Below are 23,515 nucleotides of genomic sequence, written 5' to 3'. Positions count from 1 at the left end.
ACGTATTGCATCGGGGTATGAAAAAAGCGGTAGCATTTATATTATTTACGGCGATAAGCTTAACCGGGTTTGCGCAAAACAAACCGGGCAAGGGTAATACTGCTGTAATAATCGCTGCCCGCCCCATGACCAATGCCGATAGCGGGATGGTTAAGCAACTATTCTTTTCGGCCCTGCGTGAAAAAACGGTGGATAACCCAAAACTGGCTACCGAACTTTTTAACCGCATACTGCAGATAGACCCTACCAATGATGCCACCATGTTTGAACTGGCCAACCTGGAGAAGGCGCAGAACAATATACCCGCGCAACAAAACTTGTTGGAACGCGCCGTTACGGTTAACCCCAACAACGAGTGGTATTGGATAGCCCTTGCCGGCACTTACGAAAAGAGCAACGAGCTTAATAAACTGGAGAACGTTTTTAATGAGCTTATCCGCCTTAATCCCGATAAATCTGATTACTACTACGACAAGGCTAACGCCATGTTCCTGCAAAAACGGTATGATGAGGCTTTAAAACTCTACGACAAAGTTGAACAAATTGACGGCCCGAACGAGGAGTTATTGGTAAACCGACAAAAAATATACATCCGCCAGGGCGATGTTAAAAAAGCGGCTGCTTCTTTAGAAAAGCTGATAGCGGCTAACCCAACGCAGGTGAAATATTACCTGATGCAGGCCGAAGTTTACAACTATAATGGTCTTAACGATAATGCGCTGGCTACCCTGCAAAAAGCAAAAGCCATCGATCCTAAAAATGGCACAATCCATTTGGCGCTTGCAGATATTTACCGCGAACAAAATAAACCCGAAGCCAGCTACGATGAATTGGAGATAGCTTTCGCTATCCCCGACCTGGACATTGACCAAAAGATAAGGATCATATTAGGTTATGTGCCAAAATTCCCCGAGCCAAATGCAAGGGTAAGCGCGCTTGAACTAAGCAGTATTTTAACCATAGCGCATCCAACCAATAGTAAAGCGTATGCCATGTACGGCGATATGCTGCTGCAAAGCGAGAAAATAGTAGAAGCCAAAACCGCTTACAAAAAAGCCGTTAGTTTAGATAACCAAGCCTACAATGTGCAGGAGCAACTGGTAAGGATAGACCTTGGTGAGAACGACTTGGATGCTGCTATAAAAGATGGTGAAAGTTCATTGTCGTTCTTCCCTAACCAATCGTGGATGAATTATATGGTGGGCATTGCCTGGCAGCAAAAGCACGATTATAACAAAGCGATAAGTTATCTTAAAAATACCGTGTCGTTAGAAACGCAGGACAAAGATCTGCTTACCCAAGGTTACTCTGCACTTGGCGATTGTTACCATTCTATTAACGATAATAAAGCATCAGACAGTGCATACGAAAAAGCCATCGCCATAAACCCCGATAATGCTTTCACGCTGAACAATTATGCCTACTATTTGTCGTTAAGGAATGAGCGTTTAGAAAGCGCGGCGCTAATGTCCAAGCATAGTAACGACTTGCAGCCTAACACTGCATCGTTCGAAGATACATATGCTTGGATTTTGTTTAAGCAGAAAAATTATGCCGATGCTAAACTTTGGATAGAAAAATCGCTCATACATGAAAAAGGCGATAGCGCCGTAAAAACAGAACATTATGGCGATATCCTGTTTTTGCTGGGTGATACCAATGCCGCGGTACAAAACTGGACTAAAGCCAAAATGCAGGGCTCAAAATCGCCGGTATTAGATCGTAAGATAAATGAAAAGAAATACATTGAATAAAATAGCCGTTGTTTTTTGCCTTATAGCTCTTGTAGCCTGTAAGTCGAAAAAACTGGTTGTTGTTAACCGCCCCACCACGGTAGATTCTGCCGCTATTAATAAGGAGAACAGTGTAAAAGCAAGGCTGGCGGCTATCCGTTCAAAGCAGGTATCGTTCAACACCTTTTCCGGCAAGGCAAAAACCAAGCTGGATATCAATGGTAACAGTAATGATGTTACGCTTAATATCCGCGTAGCACGGGATCAAAAGATTTGGATCTCTATAACCGCCATCATAGGCATCGAGGTTGCCCGCGCGCAAATAACCCCCGATAGTATTATAGTTATGAACCGCCTGCAAAGTGTATATCTTAAAAAGCCTTTTAGCTATGTATACACTTATGCAAGCAGGCAAATAAACTTTAAAACATTGCAGTCACTGCTGGTTGGTAATGCAATGCCCGAACTGTTAAATAATACAGGCGATTTTCAGGCAGAAGGTAATAATACGGCACTTAGTGGCACCCTGCAAGATTTGTTTTATAAACTATTGCTTGGCCCGGATCTGAAGGTTACGCAAACCAACCTGAACAACAAGTTCGGAGGGCAATCGCTACAGGTGGCAAATAAGGTTTTTATCCAGGCAGACAACCGGGTAATACCTTCGCAGATAGATATTTCGTCGATGGCGGGCGATAAAAAGATCCAGGTAAACCTGCGTTACACGCAGGCCGAGTTTGATAAGCAACTCGAATATCCTTTTAGTGTCCCAAAAAGTTACGAACCTGCTAATTAAATTATATTTTTGGTAGATGAAATTTTTTAGAGCCGCATTATTTTTTGTTTTGATGCTTGCAGCCTCGGGCGTATTTGCACAAAGCAGTGCCGAGCTAAAACGCAGGCGCGATAAATTGACCGATGAACTGGATCAGTTAAATCGTGAATTTGACGAAACCAAGAATAATAAAAAAGTATCTTTAAAACAGCTTAACATTCTTAAAGCGCAAATAAACCTGCGCGAAGAGAAGATAACCAACATCAACTCCGAAGTAAGAAATTTAGATAATCAAATCTCTGAGAGCAATAACACCGTACATAGTTTACAAAACCAGTTAGACCAGCTTAAGAAAGAATACGCCGGCATGGTATTGTTTGCATATCGTAACCAAAGCGCCTATAATAAGCTGATGTTTATTTTTGCAGCAAAAGACTTTAACCAGGCTTACAGGCGTTTAAAGTATTTACAGCAGTTTGGCACTTATCGTGAGCGACAGGCTGGTTATATACAAGGCACTCAAAAGGACCTGCATGTGAAAATTGTAGAACTTGATAAGGATAAGAAAGAGAAAAATAACCTGCTGCAAAGCCAGGAGAAAGAAAAAAAAGAGTTAGGTAAAGCCAAAAACAACCAGGTAAAAGTAATTACCGACCTTAGCAAGCACCAGGGCGAGTTGAAAACGCAGCAGCGCGATGTGCAAAAAAGGTTGGCACGTAACAGGCAAGAAATTGTTAATACCATTAGAAGAGAAATAGAAGAGGCAAGGCGCAAGGCCGAAGCAGAAGCGAGGGAAGCAGCAAGGATAGCCGCGGCGAAAGCCAAGGCAGAAAACCGCGAGGTAGTTGCCCCAACCAAAAAAGCGATAACAAAAACGTCGACAAACAGCGAGGTGCTGAACTCGACGCCGGAGGCAGCTAAACTGAGTAACGACTTTTTAGGAAACAAAGGCCGCCTGCCGTGGCCGGTTGCTACAGGGCAGTTGGTACATGGTTTTGGTACTTATAATGACGACGGTATCCGTAACGAAAGTAACGGTTACGAGATAAGGACTAACACCGGCGCACCTGTAAGAGCTGTATTTGAAGGCGAGGTAAAAACAATTATGGATATTAGTGGTACTTACCTTGTTATTATTAAACATGGCGAGTATTTTACCGCTTATCAAAATTTAAGAACGGTAAACGTTTCTAAAGGGCAAAAAGTAAGTACAAAACAAATGCTGGGTACTGTTGCGCTCGACCCTTCGACAGGTGACGCGACAACTATATTTACACTGTCAAAAAGTTCAACCTTTGTCGACCCAAGGTTATGGCTCGCTCCTAATTGATTTCTAATCTCGTGCAACACGTAATTGTGTATATTTGTAATCTTAAATTAATATGATGTTAAGTTCAGTTCTATTATTTCTAAATATAGGTAGCGGTGAAATGGTACTAATCGTTTTTGCCGCATTACTGCTTTTTGGTGGTAAAAAGCTGCCGGAATTAGCCCGCGGCCTTGGTAAAGGCATCCGCGATTTTAAGGACGCATCTGAAGATGTAAAGCGCGAGATAAACAATCAGATAAATAATTACGAAGAAAAGAAAACTGAAAAAGCTGCTGAGATTGAAGCGGCAGCTGAGGAAGTTAAAACTGAAGAAGCACATACAACAACCGAAGAAGTGCCTGAGCACGGTTACGAACCGGTAGCGGGTACAATACCGGCGTTTAGGGGCCATGGTGCACCTGCCGGCACTGAGCATTCAGAAGGTGCAATAATAAAAGAAATTGCCGAAGATGCTACATTTGAGCACAATGCCGAAGCAAAGCCGGCGTCAGAAACGGCACAGAGTACTATCAATTTAACCAAAACAGCAGAAGAGCCGGTTAAAAAGGTAGTTGAAGAAGAGCATAAATAACAACAAAAATATTTAACATTACATAAAACTTAAAAATCATGGGTGGATTAGGCGCACCAGAGATCATTTTGATCATCGTTGCAATTTTAATTATGTTCGGAGGTAAAAAAATACCTGAACTAATGAAAGGTTTAGGCCGAGGCGTTAAAGAATTTAAAGACGCGCAGAACGGCGAAACCACTGCAAACACAAACACAACTACAACAGAAGATAAACCTAAGGTTTAATTTCCTGCCATTTATTGCTGCAGCTAACCCTAGCTGTTTAAACGTATAAAACTTATCTGTTGAAATTGTTATGCTTCAACGGATAAGTTTTTTATTTTAGGCCCATGGCTAAAAACTATACCGCTTACATAGAAATTAAGAGCGGGTTGAACAGTGGGGAGATCACAGCTGAAAGCCTGGTAAAAGGCTACCTTCAGCAAATACAGCAAAACGTACATCTTAACGTTTTTAATGAGGTTTTTGATACTGAAGCGCTTGCTGCTGCAAAAGAAATTGACGCAAAAATTAGTAATGGTACCGCCGGCAAACTGGCCGGTATGGTTATAGCTATAAAGGATAATATTTGTTACAAGGGGCATAAAGTAACCGCCTCATCAAAAATTTTAGAAAATTTCACGTCAATATATTCATCAACCGTAGTGGAGCGCTTGCTGGCAGAGGATGCCATCATAATAGGCCGCGCCAACTGTGATGAGTTTGCCATGGGAGCCGCTAACGAAAACTCGTTTTTTGGCCCGGTAAAAAACTTTGCTGATGAAACCCGCGTATCGGGTGGTTCATCGGGTGGCTCGGCCGTTGCTGTACAGGCGGGTATGTGCCATGCGGCTATCGGTACAGATACCGGCGGCTCGGTTAGGCAACCTGCCGCCTTTTGTGGAGTTATTGGCTTAAAGCCGACTTATGGGCGTATCTCGCGCCATGGTATCATTAGCTATGCTTCATCTTTAGACCAAGTTGGCCCAATTACCAAATCAGTATCAGATGCTGCGCTGCTGTTAGAGGTTTTAGCAGGTGCCGATGACTTTGATGGTACGGTATCGCATCAACCCGTACCCGAGGCTAAGAACCTGAAAAAGGAAACAGGTAAAAAGAAGATTGCCTACATGCAGGAGGCCTTATCAAGCCCCGGTGTGGATGCCGAGGTAAAAGCCACACTTACTACGTATATCGAAAAACTACGCGCTGACGGGCATACCGTAAAGCCCATCTCGTTTGAGCATCTGGATTACCTGGTGCCAACCTACTATATTTTAGCCATGGCCGAGGCTTCATCAAACCTTGCCCGGTATGATGGTGTACATTATGGCTACCGTAGCCCTAATGCCACCGATTTGGAATCGACCTACAAGTTAAGTCGTTCCGAAGGGTTTGGTAAAGAGGTTAAGCGCCGTATTATGCTGGGTACGTTTGTGCTGAGTGCTGGTTATTACGATGCCTACTACGCCAAAGCCCAAAAGGTTCGCCGACTGATACAGGATAAAACCAATGAGATCTTAAAAGAGTTCGATTTTATACTAACCCCAACCGCGCCCGAACCTGCGTTTGCCATTGGCGTAAATGAAAAAGACCCCGTGGTAACTTACCTGCATGATATTTTTACGGTTCAAGCATCGCTTTCGGGGATGCCCGCAATATCGCTTCCGGCAGGCAATAATAGTAAAGGTTTGCCGTTAGGATTACAATTATTAACCAAGAGTTTTGGCGAACAGCAACTGTTAAATTTCTCGGAATATTTCTTACAACTATAGATATTTAATACATTAGTAAATAACTGTAAAGCCCATCGCGGCGGATGGCGGACCCTAAAATATGAAGAGACTGTTTACTTTTATTATTTGTGCATTATTCCTACAAGTAGTTAAAGCAAATATCAAAACCGAGTTTGCCATAGAGGCAGAAATGGTTCAGCAGGACACAAATGTGTTGCTCACGGTGATACAAGCTCCGGTGTATATCTACCAAAACAATATTATTAAACGCCGGTTGGATACCATTCAAAAGGAAGTGTCTTTAGATTATAACGGCTATGTGCAGGCTTACATAGATAATTATGTGCGTCGTAAAGATGAAATGGGCCGAATGATAGGCCTTTCTAAATACTATTTCCCTATCTACGAAAGGGCTTTTCAGGATGCCGGTATCCCCGACGAAATCAAATACCTGTCAATAGTTGAATCGGCGCTTAATCCGAACGCGATTTCACGGGTTGGTGCGGCTGGCCCATGGCAGTTCATGTCAGAAACGGCCAAGATTTACGGGCTTGCCATGACGGATTACGTTGATGACCGACGCGACCCGGTACGTGCCAGCATCGCCGCTGCCGAATATCTGAAAGATGCCTACCAGCAATTTGGCGACTGGCTTTTAGCCATCGCATCATACAACTGTGGTAAAAGTAATGTGGAACATGCACTGGAGAAAACGGGCACGCACGATTACTGGTCCATCCGTGAACTGTTACCTCCCGAAACCCGTGGTTATGTACCGGCATTTATCGCTATAAATTATGTAATGAAATATCACAAGTATCATTATATAGTACCACAAACCAGCGATTTGGCTATCATAACCGATACCGTTATGGTGAACAAATTCGTGTCGTTAAGTCGGATAGCTCAGGCATTGGGGATGACTTTAAAAGATATTTGTACGCTTAATCCATCGTACCGCCAGCAGCTGGTGAATGGTACGGCGGCAGTTCCACGCAAAATTGTGATACCGGTGGTGAACCAGGAAAGGCAGTCCATTTTACGGGATGCCATTGCCGACTTATCGGCACCGATACGCACGCCAAAGCCTATCCAATATGTCGCGATTCCAACGCCTTTGCAGGCGTCTTCTACACTTGATCCGGCAACTGGTGTTGCACCAGTCATCCACATCACGAAAAAGGGAGATACCCTTGCTAACATAGCAGCTAAATACAACGTTAAAATTGGCGATCTGCTGCAATGGAATAAAACGTTAGGCACTAATACAACTCTGCCGCTTTTACCGGGATTGCCCGTTAATATAGGCAGGAGATAAATTTTTTATTGAGAATCGTTACTTAGTTGTTTTAAAAGATCTAAAACAGAAGTGAAATAACTTTCCAAGTCATTGTAAGAATGTATTCCTGGTATCCCATTAGCAAACTTTAAATACTTCCAATTTAAATTGTCTGCATTTGGTGGAACCAACAGGAAATATTGTTCGTCATTCAATCCTGCAATAAGTATGCTTCTACTTAGTTCGCGCCCAACCTCTGCCAATTCATCCTGGCTCCATATCTCAATCAGGTATTCGTCAACATTTTTTAAATAGTCGATTTTGTCAATGGTTTCAAATGTTGACTCCGTGGTATCAGTTGGCGTAAAAAAGCCATTCGTTGTTAAAAGAAATTCTTTATAATCTTCGGGCAATTTAACCCCTAAACGTATTTCCGCATCGTTAACATCCGTTGTTGAGACAGCATTTGTACCCAACCATGCAGTTTTAACTTGATCGCTTGTAAAAGTATCTTTACTTAATTTGATGGCTGAGATTGATATTTTCTTAAGTACCTCTTTCATTTAAAATTTATTTGATGACAAGTTTATGTTCTGTATGTTGTTGAATTTAAAGGTTTTTTATTAGCCAGTTCAAAAAAAGTAATCGTAATTTTGGGCGCTTGAATTTTTGAGATCATGAATAAACCAAATCGTAAACAGGACGCCTTAAACTACCACTCAAAAGGCCGTCCCGGTAAAATACAGGTAGTGCCCACAAAACCTACCAACTCTCAACGCGACTTAACATTAGCATACTCCCCCGGTGTTGCAGAGCCATGCCTGCGCATAGCCGATAATGTGGAGGATGTATATAAATATACCGCAAAAGGTAACCTGGTAGCCGTTATTAGTAATGGTACCGCCGTACTTGGCCTGGGTAATATTGGCCCCGAAGCCAGTAAGCCGGTAATGGAGGGTAAGGGCCTCTTGTTCAAAATTTATGCAGATATTGATGTGTTCGATCTGGAGATCAACGCTAAAACTGTTGATGAATTTGTAAATATAGTAAAGGCGTTAGAGCCAACCTTTGGTGGCATCAACCTGGAAGATATCTCGGCCCCGACCTGTTTTGAAATAGAGCGCAGGTTAAAGGCCGAAATGAAGATCCCGGTGATGCATGATGACCAGCATGGTACCGCCATCATATCTGGGGCAGCCTTGATGAATGCCTGCGAGATACAGGGTAAAAAGCTTGATAAAATAAAATTAGTAGTGAATGGTGCCGGCGCGGCAGCGGTATCATGTACCAAAATGTACCTTTCGCTTGGGGTTAAAAAAGAGAATCTGGTGATGTTTGACATCAACGGTTTGCTAACCCCGGAACGTACCGATCTGGACGAAATGCGCCTTCAGTTCGCCACAAACCGTAAGGATATCACCACCCTTGCCGATGCCATGAAAAATGCCGATGTATTTGTTGGTCTTTCGGCAGGCAATGTGGTTACCCCTGCAATGTTGGTGAGCATGGCCAAAAACCCAATCGTTTTCGCGATGGCTAACCCCGAGCCTGAGATAAATTTCGACCTGGCAATTGCCGCCCGTAAGGATATCATTATGGCAACCGGGCGGTCAGATTTTCCTAACCAGGTGAACAACGTATTGGGGTTCCCGTACATCTTCCGCGGTGCGTTGGATGTTAGGGCAACTGCCATTAACGAAGAAATGAAGATAGCCGCGGTAAAGGCCATAGCCGAAATGGCTAAAAAGCCCGTTCCCGAGGCTGTTAATTTAGCATATAACATTACCAACCTTAAGTTTGGCCGCGATTACATCATCCCCAAACCAATGGACCAGCGTTTGATCACCGAGGTGTCTTCGGCGGTTGCCAGGGCCGCTATCGAGTCTGGCGTGGCGCGTAAAACCATTACCGACTGGGATGCTTACAACGAAGAACTACTATCTCGCCTTGGTACTAACAACAAGTTGCTGCGCGACCTGACCAATAAGGCTAAACAAGCGCCAAAACGTGTGGTATTTGCCGAGGCCGATACTTACAAAATATTACGCGCCGCCCAAATCGTTAAAGACGAAGGCATTGCCACCCCGATACTTTTGGGGAATGCCGAGCGTATCCGCGAGATCATGCGCGAGAACGAGCTTGACCTCGACGATGTACAGATCATCGACCCAAAAGTAGAAACCGGGCGTTCGCAGGAATTCGCTGAATTTTTATTCAAAAAACGACAGCGTAAAGGCGTCACCATGATCGAGGCCAAAAAGCTGATGGTAGATCGTAACTACTTTGGTGCCTGTATGGTACATTTTGGCGAGGCGGATGCATTGATCTCCGGCTTAACAAAAGACTACGCAACCACCATTAAACCGGCCCTGCAAATTATCGGTACCGAAGCAAGCGTAAACCGCGTTGCGGGCATGTATTTGATGATCACCGAAAAAGGCCCTGTTTTCTTTGGTGACACTACGGTAAACATTAACCCAACCGCGCAGGAATTGGTTGATATTACCGTGTTGATGGACAGGTCTATCAAACAGCTAAACATTAAGCCACGCATAGCGGTGTTATCCTACTCCAACTTTGGCTCAAACGAGGGCGAGATTCCCGAAAAAACCAGGGAAACCGTGCGCATCCTTCACGAGAAATATCCCGAGATAGTAGTAGATGGTGAAATGCAGGCCAACTTTGCGCTAAACTCCGAACTACTTGCGGATAACTTTGAGTTTTCTGTACTAAACGGTAAGCCTGCCAATACATTGATCTTCCCGGGATTGGCATCGGGTAATATCGCCTATAAATTATTGCAGGAAATTGGCGGCGCGGAAGCTGTTGGTCCTATCCTGTTGGGCATGAAAAAACCGGTGCATGTGCTGCAGTTGGGTAGCTCGGTTCGCGAAATAGTGAACATGGTTACCATTGCCGTAATAGATGCCCAGGTAAAATGTGCAGAAGCAAAACCATCAAAAGCAAAAAAATAACAAAAGATGTACGATTATATTGATGGTAAATTAGTTTTTAGGGGTGGTGCGCACGTGGTGATTGATGCAGGCGGCGTTGGCTACCATATTAATATATCGTTAAATACTTACGGCCAGCTGCCCGAGGGTGAGCGCTGTAAATTATACATCTGGATGCACGTAAAAGAGGATGCGCACACCCTTTATGGTTTTGCTACCGAGGGCGAGCGCAGGCTGTTTACGCACCTGATCTCTATATCCGGCATCGGGCCAAACACGGGGCGAATGATGCTCTCATCAATTACCCCGGCCGAGATCCAGGCGGCTATTGTGCAGGGTAATGTAGCGGCTATCCAGCGCATAAAAGGTATCGGCCCAAAATCGGCCCAGCGCGTGATTTTAGAGTTGCAGGACAAACTTAAAAAAGAAGGGCCAGATACATTAACGGTAATGCCGGGTGTAAAAACGGCAAAAGATGAAGCTCTTTCTGCCCTTGTGATGCTTGGATTTGCTCGTAACGTTGCAGAGAAAGTTTTAGACCAGGAAATAAGCAAAAATACAGGTGTCTTAACTGTAGAACAATTGATTAAAGCTGCACTAAAAAGCTTATAATTACTTTGCAATAATTTATACCACTTGATAAAATTTTTTACTAAGCTTTTTGTAGTGATACTCTTTGTATTTGCTTTAAGCGGAGTGGGTAAATCATATGCACAAACGCCGGTAAACACGCCTACAATACCCCAGCCAACGCGGGGGCAGCCGGGCACTCAAATTTCGGGGCAAGGGCTTCCCGGTCAACAACAGCAACAGCAACTTCCGGGCCAACAGCAGCAAACTACAGGGCCGCAACAACGCCAACCGGGCCAAGGTCAGCAGGTACCCAAAGCTACTACTACAACCTCTACTTTAAAAGTTGATACCAGCATCCAGCTGGGCCCAATAAGTTTGTCGGAACCACATAGTAAAAGGGAACGTAACGGCATATTTTTTACCAATCCCCCGGGGCTTGTACGTACCGTTGAATACGATGCTGCAACCAACAAGTATATTTTATACGAACGAGTAGGCAACCTGCTGTACCGTGCACCGCAGTATTTAACCTTTGGCGAATACCTACTGCTGCAACAGCGCGGTGTAAAGCGCGAATACTTTAAGCAGCTGTCAGACAATTACAATATCGAATCTGAAAAGCCGGGCTTTATCCCGCAGATGAAAATCAGGAGCAAAACCTTTGAGCAGATCTTCGGTAGCTCAAACATCAATATCCGCCCGCAGGGATCGGCAGAGGTAATATTGGCCGGGCAGATCAACAAGAACGAGAACCCGCTGTTCAACACCCGCCAGCGTAACCAGTTCAACTTTAATTTCGATCAGCGCATCCAGCTGAATGTTACCGGAGAGATAGGTGATAAGTTAAAGATCACTACCAACTATAATACCGAGGCACAATTCCAATTTGAGAACCAGATAAAACTGGATTATACCGGCCACCCGGACGAGATCATCCAGAAAATTGAGGCTGGTACCGTAAGCATGCCTTTAAACACTACGCTCATATCGGGCAGCCAGGCGTTATTTGGTGTTAAAACCAAGTTGAAATTTGGCAAGCTGGACGTAACGAGCATTTTCTCGCAACAGCGCTCGCAATCAAAAAATATCACTATTACCAATGGCTCGCAACAGCAAAATATAAACATTACCGCTGCCGATTACGAGGGCAATAAACACTTTTTCCTATCACAATATTTCCGCAATACCTACAACAAAACGCTGGCGAATATCCCCATCATTAGCTCTAATGTAAACATCACTAAAATTGAGGTTTGGACAACTAACCGTACCAACGTAACTACTGATTCTCGCGATATACTGGCCTTTATTGACCTTGGTGAGAACAAGCCATACAATAAAACCTTAATACAGGGCGGCGCGGGCTTTAGCGGCCTGCCCGCAGGCTTCAAAGGCCCTGGCTTTACACAACAGTCAAACTCGTTATTAAACAATTTGCCCCCGGGCACGCGTACTACCAACTCTAACGACGCGGCGGCATATTTCAGGACTACGGGCGCTACAGACAACTACGCGAAACTTACTTATGCCCGTAAACTAACGGATAAAGAATTTACCCTTCACCCGCAGTTAGGTTATATCTCCTTAAATTACCCTTTAAATAACGATGAGGTTTTGGCCGTGGCCTACCAATATTCAGTTAACGGGGTACAGTACCAGGTGGGTGAGTTTAGCAGCGACAGGGCTGTTGACCCAAATACGCCTACGGTTTTGTACACTAAATTGTTAAAGAACGAATTGCTTAAAACCAACCTGCCAACCTGGGGCCTGATGATGAAGAACATCTACTCACTTGGCGCGTACCAGATAAGTCCTACCAACTTTAAACTGAACATTTCTCGTTTGGATGATAAATCGGGCATTGAGAAAACCATTATGGACGATGGCGCAAACACCAAAAGTAAACGGTGGATGCAAATAACGGGGGTAGATAACCTGGATCAGCAAAATGATAAACGCCCCGATGGTTATTTCGACTTTTTAGAAGGTTTAACCATCGATTCGCAGCAGGGGCGCATCATGTTCCCGGTGTTGGAGCCCTTTGGCAGCGACCTTGCCAAACAGTTCACCGCCAGTGAACCAGACCTGGTTGCCCGTTATGTTTACCAGCCCTTGTATGATTCTACCAAGATCATCGCGCAGCAATTTTTCCCAAAACTGAACAGGTATTTAATAAAGGGTACATACACTTCGCAAAGCGGATCGGAGTATCAATTGAACGCCGTGAATGTGCCACAGGGTTCGGTAGTAGTTACTGCAGGGTCGGTTAAATTACAGGAAGGTTCAGATTATACTATTGATTACAGCGCGGGCCGGATCAGGATCTTAAACCAAGCCTTGCTTTCATCCGGACAAACCATTAACGTTAAGTTAGAGAATAACGAGCTTTTTGGTGTACAGCAAAAGTCCTTATTTGGCTCGCGGTTGGATTACCACGTAAGCGATAAATTATTGCTGGGTGGTACCATTATGCACCTAACTGAGCAACCCATCACCCAAAACGAAATTGTTGGCGAGGAATCTATCTCCAACACCATCTGGGGGCTTGATGCAAATTACAGCACCCAATCGCGCTTTTTAACCCGCTTGGTAGATAAGATCCCGTTCATCAACACCAAGGCGCCATCAACCATTAATTTTAGCGGTGAGTTTGCCAAACTGATGCCGGGCAGCCCGGGTGCGTTAAATTTCGCAGGGTCTAAGAACGGCACATCATACCTGGACGATTTTGAGAATAGCCGTTCGGTTATCGATATAAAAAGCGCTTTTAACTGGCAAATTTCGGGCACGCCGCAGATGTTTGCCGAAAGCGATGCCTTTAACGATCTGAGCTACGGCTTTAACCGCGCGCGGCTGTCCTACTTTAACATCGACCCGATATTTTATACCAGTTCCAATACCATCCCGGTATCGCGCAGCGAATTATCAAACCATTATGTTAGACAGGTTATTGAGCAGGAAGTTTTCCCTTACAAGCAATCTACAACCAGCCAACCTTTGAGCCTTTCAACCTTAAACATGGTGTTTTATCCAACTGTTCGTGGTCCGTATAACTACACAACTACTGGCATAAACACCGACGGTACTTTACAAAATCCCAAAGCAAGATGGGGCGGTATGTTCCGTAAATTGGAAACTAACGACTTTGAATCGCTTAACGTAGGTTACATTGAGTTTTGGATGATGGATCCGTTCATCTACAAACCAAACTCGGCAGGTGGTGATCTTTATTTGAACCTGGGTAGCGTATCAGAAGATATTTTAAAAGATGGCCGCAAAAGTTTAGAGAACAGCCTGCCTGTTGATGCTGCCAACGCCGGGAATGTTGATGAAACTGTTTGGGGTAAGGTATCAAAACTACAGCCGGTTATCAATGCTTTTGATAACAATCCGGATTCGCGCCGTTTGCAGGATGTGGGTTTGGATGGATTGAACGATAATGATGAGAAAACAAAATTCGCGCCGATACTACAGCAGGCGCAGGGTGTATTAAGCCCCCTGGCTACAGCTGCGCTGACTGCCGATCCATCAACAGATGATTACCAATACTACCAGGGTGGTGCGCTCGACCAAAGAAATGCCGGCATCCTGGAACGTTACAGCCGTTACAATGGTACAGATGGTAACTCTAAAACAGCGGAGCAATCGCAAGCGGAACTGGGCATCCAAACGTCGGCGTCAACCTCTTTACCGGATGGGGAGGACATTAACCGAGATAACAACATGAGCCAAACGGATGAGTACTTCCAGTACCGCGTTTCTATCCGTCCGCAGGATATGGTTATTGGCCAAAATTTCATCAACGATAAAATTACATCTAACGTAAAGCTACCAAACGGTACTACGCAGGCCGTTACCTGGTACCAGTTTAGGGTGCCTATAAACGAGTACCAAAGCAAGGTTGGTAACATCCAGGATTTTAAGGCTATCCGTTTTATGCGGATGTTCATGACCAATTTTGCCGATACCTCTATCCTGCGTTTTGCTACCCTGCAACTGGTAAGGGGCGAGTGGCGTACCTTTAATGCTGAAAACAACCCGCAAAACGTTATTGCCGACCCTGCCATTGTAAGCCCGGTTATTGATGGCTCAACTTTAAATGTGCAAGCCGTAAACATCGAGGAGAATGGTAACCGCACACCAATACCTTACGTAGTACCGCCGGGCATTAACCGCCAGCGTAACTATAATAACCTACAAACCGATACCAAGCTAAACGAGCAATCGTTATCCTTAAATGTGACCAACCTGCGCGATGGTTATTCGAGGGCAGCGTTCCGTACTTTCTTTAACGATCTACGGTCTTACAAACGCATCCAAATGTTTATCCACGCAGAAGGTGACCAGTTAAGGGATAAAGACCTTAACGGGTTTGTACGTTTGGGTGTCGATTACCAGGATAACTATTACGAATACGAAGTGCCTTTGGCTGTTACCCAGCCCGGCACCCGCGACCCTGGAGCCATATGGCCGGCAGTAAACGAACTGGATCTGCAATTATCCATTTTGATAGATGCTAAACTCGCCCGTAACAATGCCAAGTTAAACGGGCAGCCGTGGCCGTTCACCATCCCGTTCGTATATACTGATGGCACCAATAAGGTAACCATAAAAGGCCAGCCCGACCTGAGCCGACTGCGCACCATTATGCTGGGTGTACGCAACCCATACAAACCCAGGGGACTTGCCGGAGATGATGGATTGAATAAAACAGGTACTGTTTGGTTTGATGAATTGCGTTTAACAGAATTTGACCAGCGTGGTGGCTGGGCTGCTACCGCGAGGGTAGATGCCGCACTGGCAGACTTTGCGAATATCACCGTATCGGGCAGTAAAAGCACCGTGGGGTTCGGTACGCTGGATTCAAGGGTGAGCGACCGTAGCCGAAGCGATAACCAAGCTGTAGATGCATCGGCAAGTATAGAGCTGGGCAAATTTTTCCCGGAAAAAAGCGGGATCCGGATCCCGGCATATGTAAACATCTCTACCCAGGTAAGCACCCCGCAATATGACCCTGGTTCGCCTGATGTGGAGCTGAAAAAATCGCTTGCAGCGGCACCAAATAACCAGGCACGCGATTCGATAAAGAATGTTACGCAAGATTTTACCACGCGCAAAAGTTTCAACTTTACCAACGTACATAAAGAACGTACAAACACTACCGCCCCTGTGCATGTATGGGATGTTGAGAACTTTGCAGCTACCTACGCCTATACCGAATACCAGCACCATGATTTTAACGTGGAGAATGACTTTGCTAAAACTTATCGCGTAGCGCTGAATTATAATTATAATAAAGACCCTAAATATTATACGCCGTTTGCCAAAATCATCAAAAGCAACCTGCTTGCCCTGGCGCGCGATTTTAACTTTAGCATCCTGCCATCGAGGTTGAATTTTAGCATCAACTTTGATCGTTTTTACTCGGAGAATACCCTGCGTAATAATGACCCGAACAATTTTATCGCTATCCCAACAGCTTTCAATAAAAACTTTAACATTACCCGGGTTTACGGTATAGGATGGAATTTGTCGAAAGCCCTAACGCTGGATATAGATGCGACAAACCTATCTGTTGTGGATGAACCGGCTGGCCGTATCAATGGTTTAAAACGCGATACCCTTTGGGAAAACCTTTGGAAGCTGGGCCGTACCACCAACTATAACCACACCATCAATTTAAACTGGTCAGCACCAATAAACAAGCTGCCGGGCCTCGACTGGACAGCCCTAACCGTGCGTTACAGCACCAACTTTAACTGGCAAAGCCAGCCGGAGTTTGCTATAAATAACCCAACGTATGATGTTGGTAACAGCATCCAAAACGCGCGGACTATACAGTTGAATCCAAACCTTAATTTTTCCAACTTTTATAATAAATTTAAGGGGTTGCGTAAGGGTAAGGATGAGAAAACGGGCGCGGCAAAATTCTTCCTGGGGATACTAACGGGCATCAAAAACATCAGCGGTACCTATACCCGTACAGAAGGTACATTCCTGCCGGGATATTTGCCTAAATCGAATCTTTTTGGGCAAGATCTGAAGTATGACGCGCCGGGTATAGGCTTCCTGTTAGGTAGCCAGGCCGATATCCGCCAGCGCGCCATAGTCAACGGATGGATAACCACGGATACCTTACAGAACCAGCTTTATGTAAAATCGTTTAACGAGGACATCCGCCTGCGAAGCATTATTGAGCCGGTATCAGACCTGCGTATCGAGCTGATCGCCTTTAAAACACAAGATAAAAATTACCAAACCAACTTTAAATACCTGGCATCAACCAATAGTATCGAAAATCTGAGCCCGGTAACAACGGGTACCTACAGCATCTCTTTCTTTTCATTAGGTACAGCATTTGCAAAATCTGGCGGTGTTACCAGCAGGTCGCCTACTTATCAAAAGTTTTTAGATAACCGTACTATTGTTTCGCAAAGGCTTGGCCTTACTAATTTAAACTCGGGCGTAGCCGCTAATGGTTATGCCGATGGTTACGGGCCTAATGCGCAAAACGTATTGGTACCTGCATTTTTGGCCGCTTACTCTGGCAAAGATGCAAGCAAGTCGGCCACTAGTCAGTTTCCTAAGATCCCTATCCCTAACTGGCAGATCTCGTACGCAGGGTTGGGCAAGATGCCGTTCTTTGCAGACCTGTTCGACTCGTTCGACTTGAAGCATGGTTACCGTTCATCATATAATGTGAGTAGTTTTACCACCCTGCTGCAATACCAGGAGGCCAACGGCGCAGTAGCTTCGAGAGATTTTAATAACGATTTCCTGCCGTTCTACCAGTTCTCGCAGGTGGCCATATTTGAGCAGTTTGTGCCGTTGTTAGGTGCCGACGTACGTTTCAAAAACAGCATGACGGCCAACTTCGAGTACCGTAAAACCCGCTCGTTAAACCTAAGTTTACTAAACAGCCAGCTAGCCCAGCAGGACGAAAATATTTTGGTATTTGGTTTCGGCTATCGCCCTAAAAACTTCAGGATGCCATGGGGCTTATTCGGCACAGGCAACAAGGATAATAACGACATTAACTTTAAGCTTGATGTTGCCGTACGCGATAACAAAACATTGATCTATCGTGCAGATATAGCCGCTGCTGAAGTATCATCGGGGGCTAAGAATATCACGATGCGCCCTTCTATTGATTACGTGATTAATCAGCGTTTTAACTTAAATTTGTTTTACGATAGCAATATCACCAAGCCATATACCTCGCAGTCGTTCAATACCTCGTTCACTAATTTTGGTATTAATTTGAAGTTGCTGCTGCAGTAGCGCAGGTGTAGATTAAGATTTTTTCTTCTCCTTAAACTTCTTCTCCTCATTCTCTTTCTTTTCTTTCGCTTCCTTCAACCGTTTTTCTTTTTCCTTCTTTAGCTTATCAGCATCTTCTTTCTTGTCTTTTTCTTTTGCATTTCCCACGCCGGCGCCGGCTTTAATGCCATTCAATATGGAAAGCCACACCGTTTTAAAGAATGGGAAATTAGCAGGGCGAATGAAAATAACTTTAGCCGTACGCGGCGCGGTTTTGCCATCATCCGGGTTATCGTGTTTAATGATGAAGGCATTGGTAAGCGTAGATAAGATGGTTTTTTTGCTGTAGCCTTTCTCATCGTCCTTCCTCAATACATCAACATTTAAATCGTTATATAAAAATGTAACCGTGCCCGTAGATATTTTTTGTGTGTTGTTGAAATTAAAGTCGAGGCTTTTTACCCTGCCGGATGTTATTTTAAGCATAGATAGTGGCATAGTTGCGGGGTTGGCGGCAGCAATGTCCATTGGCTCCAGGTGCCCTTTGTAACTATATTTGTAACCGGCATCGTTAAGATTAAATGTAAAGGATAGATCCAGCTTACCTTTGCCCATGAAATAGCTGGTAAGGTTAGCCGTAGCAATATTGTTTTTTGCCAATAAATCTTTTTTGTTGGTAAGGTTGCGTAAACGAGCAGAAATATTGTTAAACACAACCGAGCCTGTTTTCATTGGCCCCTCGTTTCGTTGCGTATAAGTAAAGGTAAAATGTTTCAGGTCGAGCGTGTCTATATTCAGTTTAGCTTTGATGGCGTGGCGTATAGCCCAGTGGGGAAAGGTTACCAGCCTGTCGGTGGTTTGCAGTTGGCCGTTGTAATTGCTGTAAACTTCAAAATAACCGTTGTTTAATACCAGGCGCTTTACATCCAGCGATTGATCTTTTTGATATGTGATGTAATCGAAATTATTTAACTGAATGGAATCTATCCTCAGGGTAAAACGGTCGCGTTTGCTTCGCTTGAAAAATATCGTGTGATCAATGGGCTGCAAATTCAACCCGCGAACGGTAAGTTTTTTAGTTTGGGTGGAGAGTTTAACTGCCCTCACTTTAAAAGTATACAAGCCATCAACTGATTTGCTGCTGTAGTTTTTTAGTTGTGTAGTAACATCCTTACAATATAAAAACCGCGAGGTATCTGTTTGCGTAGCCGAATCTATCAGCAGATCGGTAGCTTTTACATCCATCTCCTTAACCTCTGACATAGCTACTTTTGGCGCGGTGTGATTGCGCTGCTTGTAATTAATATCAGTCAGTAAGATCTCGTCTACATGCACCAGCTTAAGGCTTTTTGATATTTTTTTATATAATGTAGGTTTATCTTTCCTGGCCGTATCAGTGTCCTTATCCGAATATTTATCGATGGCGATTTCCGGAGAATTTAGTGTGATGCGGCTAATGTTGAGTTTCTTTTTAAAGTAAAGTTCAAACGCGTGTGCGCCGGATATTACGAGGCGTTTAACATGCAGTTCGTAAAGTTTACCGGGTGCTGCGCCGCGCTTTCTCATTTGCTGATAAACAGTGGGGTCGGCTTTAAACGTGATATCGTATAACACGGCTTTGCCTTGCAGTATGTTCAGGTCAAGGTCGCTGTAATTGATCGTGTAAAGGCTATCGGTGCCTTTTAAAATAGTCTCTTTTAACTTGGCGGATAGTTTAGGTGCCAGGATGCTATTAATACAAAGGGCTGCAACAAGCATAATTATAACCAGTGCTCCAACTACTATCAGTAGTGTTTTTAGCCAGCGTTGTTTGAGAATATTATTAGCCATGGTTTCGGTTCGTTAAACTTCAGCGACTCTATGGCTGCTTGCGTGGTACTATAACAATAAAAACTGAAAATTGTTAAATGCTGACAAACTGTCACTTCATTATATAAAAAAATTGTATTTTTGCGGTTCAATTTTACAATGACAATGGATTTGCTTATACCGGATAAAGTGCATGATGAGAGCAGGCAGGGCGAGGCTTTTGTATTAGAACCTGTTGGTAAACACAATGGCCGTAAGCTTTATATAGAAAGCTATGGCTGCGCCATGAATTTTTCTGACAGTGAGATAGTAGCTTCGATATTAGCCGAAAAAGGCTTTGAAACCACATCAGATTTTAACAATGCGGATGTGATCTTCATCAACACCTGCTCGATACGAGAGAATGCGGAAGTGCGCGTACGTAACCGTCTGAAAGAATTTGCAGGTGCAAAATTCAGGAACCCCGGTATGGTGATTGGCGTTTTAGGCTGTATGGCTGAACGCTTAAAAGCCAAATTTTTAGAAGAAGAAAAACTGGTTGATGTTGTAGTAGGCCCCGATGCTTACCGCGACTTGCCAAACCTTATAGAACAGGTTGATAGCGGCCAAAAAGCAGTAAACGTATTACTTAGTCGCGAAGAAACCTATGCTGACATCAGCCCGGTACGCTTAAATAGCAATGGCATAAACGCCTTTGTATCCATTATGCGGGGGTGCGACAATATGTGCTCGTTTTGCGTGGTGCCGTTTACCCGTGGGCGCGAACGCAGTCGCGACGCATATTCGGTAGTTGCCGAGTGTAAAGACCTTTTTGATAAAGGCTACCGCGAGGTTACCTTGTTAGGGCAGAATGTAGATTCGTACAAATGGAGCCCCACCCAACAACCCTCCCCGGAAGGGAGTGTTTTAGAAACCAAAGCCGATCAAAAAGTCTCCCCTGCCGGGGGAGATTTAGAGGGGGCTGTAAACTTCGCTAACCTGTTAGAAATGGTTGCGTTGGTTAGTCCGGAGTTGCGCGTACGTTTTTCAACATCGCACCCTAAAGATATCACCGACGAAGTTTTATATACCATTGCTAAATACGATAACATTTGCAACTACATACACTTGCCGGTACAAAGCGGTAACAGCCGTATACTGGATATCATGAACCGTACTTATGACCGTGAATGGTACATGAACCGTATTGATGCCATCCGCAGGATAATACCGAATTGCGCGATATCTACAGACATTATTACCGGTTTTTGTACCGAAACTAATGAAGAGCATAACGATAGCGTAACCATGATGGATTACGTGAAATACGATTTTGCCTACATGTTTAAATACAGCGAAAGGCCGGGAACTTTAGCCGCCAAACGCTATGAGGATGATATCCCCGAAGAAGTAAAACAACGCCGTTTGTCGCAAATTGTAGCTAAGCAACAGGAATATTCTTTCTACAGGATGCAGGCACGTATTGGCAAGATAGAAAAAGTGCTGATAGAAGGCTTCTCCAAAAAATCGGACAAAGACTACTGTGGCCGCAGCGATCAAAACGCTATGGTGATATTCCCGGTAAGCGAAGCTTACAAGCCGGGCCAGTACGTTAATGTGGTGGTGGAAAGAACGACTTCGGCAACGTTGATAGGAAGAATTGTAGATTAATTTGATGATTTGAAAATTTGAAGATGAGCTCATTTCCAAATTTTCAAATTGCCGAATCTTCAAATTTAATAAATGGAAGTACAAGAAATCAAACAACGCTTTGGCATCATCGGCAACTCGCCGTTGTTGAACAGGGCAATAAATATAGCTAACCAAGTTGCACCTACAGATATCTCGGTATTAATTACCGGCGAGAGTGGTAGTGGTAAAGAGGTTTTTTCGCACATTATCCACCAGATGAGTCCGCGTAAGCATGGGCCGTTCATAGCGGTTAACTGCGGGGCTATCCCCGAGGGTACCATCGATTCGGAACTATTCGGGCACGAAAAAGGCGCTTACACAGGTGCCGTTGGCGAGCGTAAAGGTTACTTTGAAACCGTGAATGGTGGTACTATCTTTTTAGATGAGATAGCCGAAATGCCATTAGGCACCCAGGCGCGCTTGCTCAGGGTTTTAGAATCGGGCCAGTACATTAGGGTGGGGTCATCTAAGGTTGAGAAAACCAATGTGCGTGTTATTGCAGCAACCAACGTGGATGTTTACGATGCGGTTAAAGCCGGTAAGTTCCGCGAGGATCTTTACTATAGGCTAAACACCGTTCCGTTGAAAATCCCACCATTGCGCGAAAGGAAGGAAGATGTATTCCTGCTGTTCCGCAAGTTTACTTCAGATTTTACTGATAAGTACCGCAGCCCACCTATCCAATTAGATGAAGAAGCGCAGCAGGTACTCATCAATTATTCGTGGCCGGGTAATGTTAGGCAGTTGAAAAATATGGCCGAGCAATTGGCCGTTTTAGAACGCGACCGCGTAATAACTGCGCCAACACTGCTAACCTATATACCACATGAGGCAAGCCGCAGCAATTTGCCAATGCGCCTGGACAATCAGCCGAAAGAGGATTTTTCTGAACGGGATATCCTTTACAAAGTACTGTTTGATATGAAGCGCGATATGGTTGAGTTGAAAAAACTAGTGGCTGATATTATTGAGCATGGCGGTGTAAGCACAAACTATGCAAACAACTCGCCGGCTGTAACACAGCTTTACCGCGATATTGAATTGCCCACCAATAACCGCGAAGCACAATTTACCCTGCAGCAACCCGTTAACAGTAACGTTAGCAGCAATAACAATAACGATTATAACATAACGCACGAAGCCGAAGAGGTGGAGGAATCGTTATCGCTAATAGAAAAGGAATCTGACCTGATCCGTAAAGCGCTTAAAAAGCACAAAGGCAAGCGTAAGCTGGCCGCAAATGAGCTGGGCATTTCAGAAAGAACTTTATATCGTAAAATAAAAGAATTAGATTTATAGGGTATCATATCAAATGAAGAAAAGGTTATTTTTAAATGTGTTAATATTGGGTACGGTGGTGATGCTTTTTAACTCTTGCGCTTACAAGTTATCGCTTAATGGTGCATCCATACCAGTAGATCTAAAAACAATTGATGTTCAGTTTTTTGAAAATAATGCTCAACTTGTTGTGCCTACCTTAAGCCAAACCTTTACAGAAGCACTAAAAAATCGCATCCGTTCGCAAACCAGCATCAGCATTACCAGGGGCGAAGCTAACGGCACCATGAGCGGAGCAATTACGGGCTACAGTATTGCACCGGTTTCTATACAGGCTACCAATAGTAATGTTGCGCCAATTGCAGGAGCCAGCCGTTTAACCATTACTGTTACCGTAAAATATGTGTACGAAGCCGATAAAAAGCTTAATTTTGAGGAAACGTTTACAAAATATAAAGAATTTACCGGCGATAGTGCATCGCAGGAACAAACTTTGATACCAGAAATTGTTAAACAGTTAACAGACGATATTTTTAACAGGGCCTTTGCCAATTGGTAGGCATAT

General features: G+C 44.2%; 15 protein-coding genes. 13 read left to right on the top strand and 2 right to left on the bottom strand.

All coding sequences use genetic code 11. From position 1 onward, the window contains the following. Positions 1–17 precede the first annotated feature (17 nt). The 7 genes from NAF17_RS17625 (at position 18) to NAF17_RS17595 (ending at position 7,444) form a co-directional block, all read left to right on the top strand. Positions 18–1,754, top strand: coding sequence for a tetratricopeptide repeat protein (locus NAF17_RS17625; RefSeq protein WP_252759344.1), 1,737 nt, complete (start codon positions 18–20; stop codon positions 1,752–1,754). After that, positions 1,732–2,529: a lipoprotein insertase outer membrane protein LolB1 gene (gene lolB1 / locus NAF17_RS17620; RefSeq protein WP_252759343.1), complete on the top strand. Its 798-nt coding sequence runs from the start codon at positions 1,732–1,734 to the stop codon at positions 2,527–2,529. Before NAF17_RS17625 ends, lolB1 begins: the two co-directional genes overlap by 23 nt. A gap of 16 nt (positions 2,530–2,545) precedes the next feature. Then, positions 2,546–3,838 (top strand): murein hydrolase activator EnvC family protein, encoded by a 1,293-nt coding sequence (locus NAF17_RS17615; protein WP_252759342.1) that lies wholly within the window; start codon positions 2,546–2,548, stop codon positions 3,836–3,838. A 52-nt stretch (positions 3,839–3,890) separates the two neighbouring features. Further along, on the top strand, positions 3,891–4,409 hold the full coding sequence (locus tag NAF17_RS17610; protein ID WP_252759341.1) for a Sec-independent protein translocase subunit TatA/TatB: 519 nt from the start codon (positions 3,891–3,893) through the stop codon (positions 4,407–4,409). A gap of 38 nt (positions 4,410–4,447) precedes the next feature. Continuing rightward, complete coding sequence (gene tatA, locus NAF17_RS17605; RefSeq protein WP_252759340.1) at positions 4,448–4,636, top strand: twin-arginine translocase TatA/TatE family subunit; 189 nt, start codon at positions 4,448–4,450, stop codon at positions 4,634–4,636. Between the two features lie 104 nt (positions 4,637–4,740). Next, positions 4,741–6,165 carry an Asp-tRNA(Asn)/Glu-tRNA(Gln) amidotransferase subunit GatA gene (gene gatA, locus NAF17_RS17600; RefSeq protein WP_252759339.1) on the top strand — a complete coding sequence of 475 codons (1,425 nt, stop codon included), beginning with the start codon at positions 4,741–4,743 and terminating at the stop codon, positions 6,163–6,165. 61 nt (positions 6,166–6,226) lie between these two features. Then, positions 6,227–7,444 (top strand): lytic transglycosylase domain-containing protein, encoded by a 1,218-nt coding sequence (locus tag NAF17_RS17595; protein ID WP_252759338.1) that lies wholly within the window; start codon positions 6,227–6,229, stop codon positions 7,442–7,444. Between the two features lie 5 nt (positions 7,445–7,449). Here NAF17_RS17595 and NAF17_RS17590 read toward each other — a convergent pair whose 3' ends face one another. Next, the gene (locus tag NAF17_RS17590) at positions 7,450–7,968 is read right to left on the bottom strand and encodes an SMI1/KNR4 family protein (RefSeq protein WP_252759337.1); all 519 of its coding nucleotides are present in this window, start codon (positions 7,966–7,968) and stop codon (positions 7,450–7,452) included. A gap of 114 nt (positions 7,969–8,082) precedes the next feature. On the opposite strand from NAF17_RS17590, the gene NAF17_RS17585 reads away from it, so the two are divergent. From NAF17_RS17585 to sov, 3 genes are read left to right on the top strand one after another with little or no spacing between them, the layout of a single operon-like run. After that, on the top strand, positions 8,083–10,380 hold the full coding sequence (locus NAF17_RS17585) for an NADP-dependent malic enzyme (RefSeq protein ID WP_252759336.1): 2,298 nt from the start codon (positions 8,083–8,085) through the stop codon (positions 10,378–10,380). A gap of 6 nt (positions 10,381–10,386) precedes the next feature. Further along, on the top strand, positions 10,387–10,971 hold the full coding sequence (gene ruvA, locus NAF17_RS17580; protein ID WP_252759335.1) for a Holliday junction branch migration protein RuvA: 585 nt from the start codon (positions 10,387–10,389) through the stop codon (positions 10,969–10,971). A 24-nt stretch (positions 10,972–10,995) separates the two neighbouring features. After that, positions 10,996–18,213 (top strand): T9SS outer membrane translocon Sov/SprA, encoded by a 7,218-nt coding sequence (gene sov, locus NAF17_RS17575; protein WP_252759334.1) that lies wholly within the window; start codon positions 10,996–10,998, stop codon positions 18,211–18,213. A 12-nt stretch (positions 18,214–18,225) separates the two neighbouring features. Here sov and NAF17_RS17570 read toward each other — a convergent pair whose 3' ends face one another. Beyond that, the gene (locus NAF17_RS17570) at positions 18,226–20,022 is read right to left on the bottom strand and encodes a hypothetical protein (RefSeq protein WP_252759333.1); all 1,797 of its coding nucleotides are present in this window, start codon (positions 20,020–20,022) and stop codon (positions 18,226–18,228) included. Positions 20,023–20,166: 144 nt separating this feature from the next. Here NAF17_RS17570 and NAF17_RS17565 point away from each other — a divergent pair, with 144 nt between their 5' ends. The 3 genes from NAF17_RS17565 (at position 20,167) to NAF17_RS17555 (ending at position 23,509) form a co-directional block, all read left to right on the top strand. Continuing rightward, positions 20,167–21,651: a MiaB/RimO family radical SAM methylthiotransferase gene (locus tag NAF17_RS17565; RefSeq protein ID WP_252759332.1), complete on the top strand. Its 1,485-nt coding sequence runs from the start codon at positions 20,167–20,169 to the stop codon at positions 21,649–21,651. A 72-nt stretch (positions 21,652–21,723) separates the two neighbouring features. After that, a complete protein-coding gene (locus tag NAF17_RS17560) occupies positions 21,724–22,971 on the top strand; it encodes a sigma-54 interaction domain-containing protein (protein ID WP_252759331.1) in 1,248 nt (415 codons plus the stop codon). Between the two features lie 13 nt (positions 22,972–22,984). Further along, on the top strand, positions 22,985–23,509 hold the full coding sequence (locus tag NAF17_RS17555) for an LptE family protein (protein ID WP_252759330.1): 525 nt from the start codon (positions 22,985–22,987) through the stop codon (positions 23,507–23,509). Positions 23,510–23,515 lie beyond the last annotated feature (6 nt).

The organism is Mucilaginibacter aurantiaciroseus (assembly GCF_024055595.1).
Taxonomy (GTDB): Bacteria; Bacteroidota; Bacteroidia; order Sphingobacteriales; family Sphingobacteriaceae; genus Mucilaginibacter; species Mucilaginibacter aurantiaciroseus.
The sequence above is the reverse complement of the archived record's forward strand: the minus strand, read 5'-3'. Positions and strand labels throughout refer to the sequence as shown.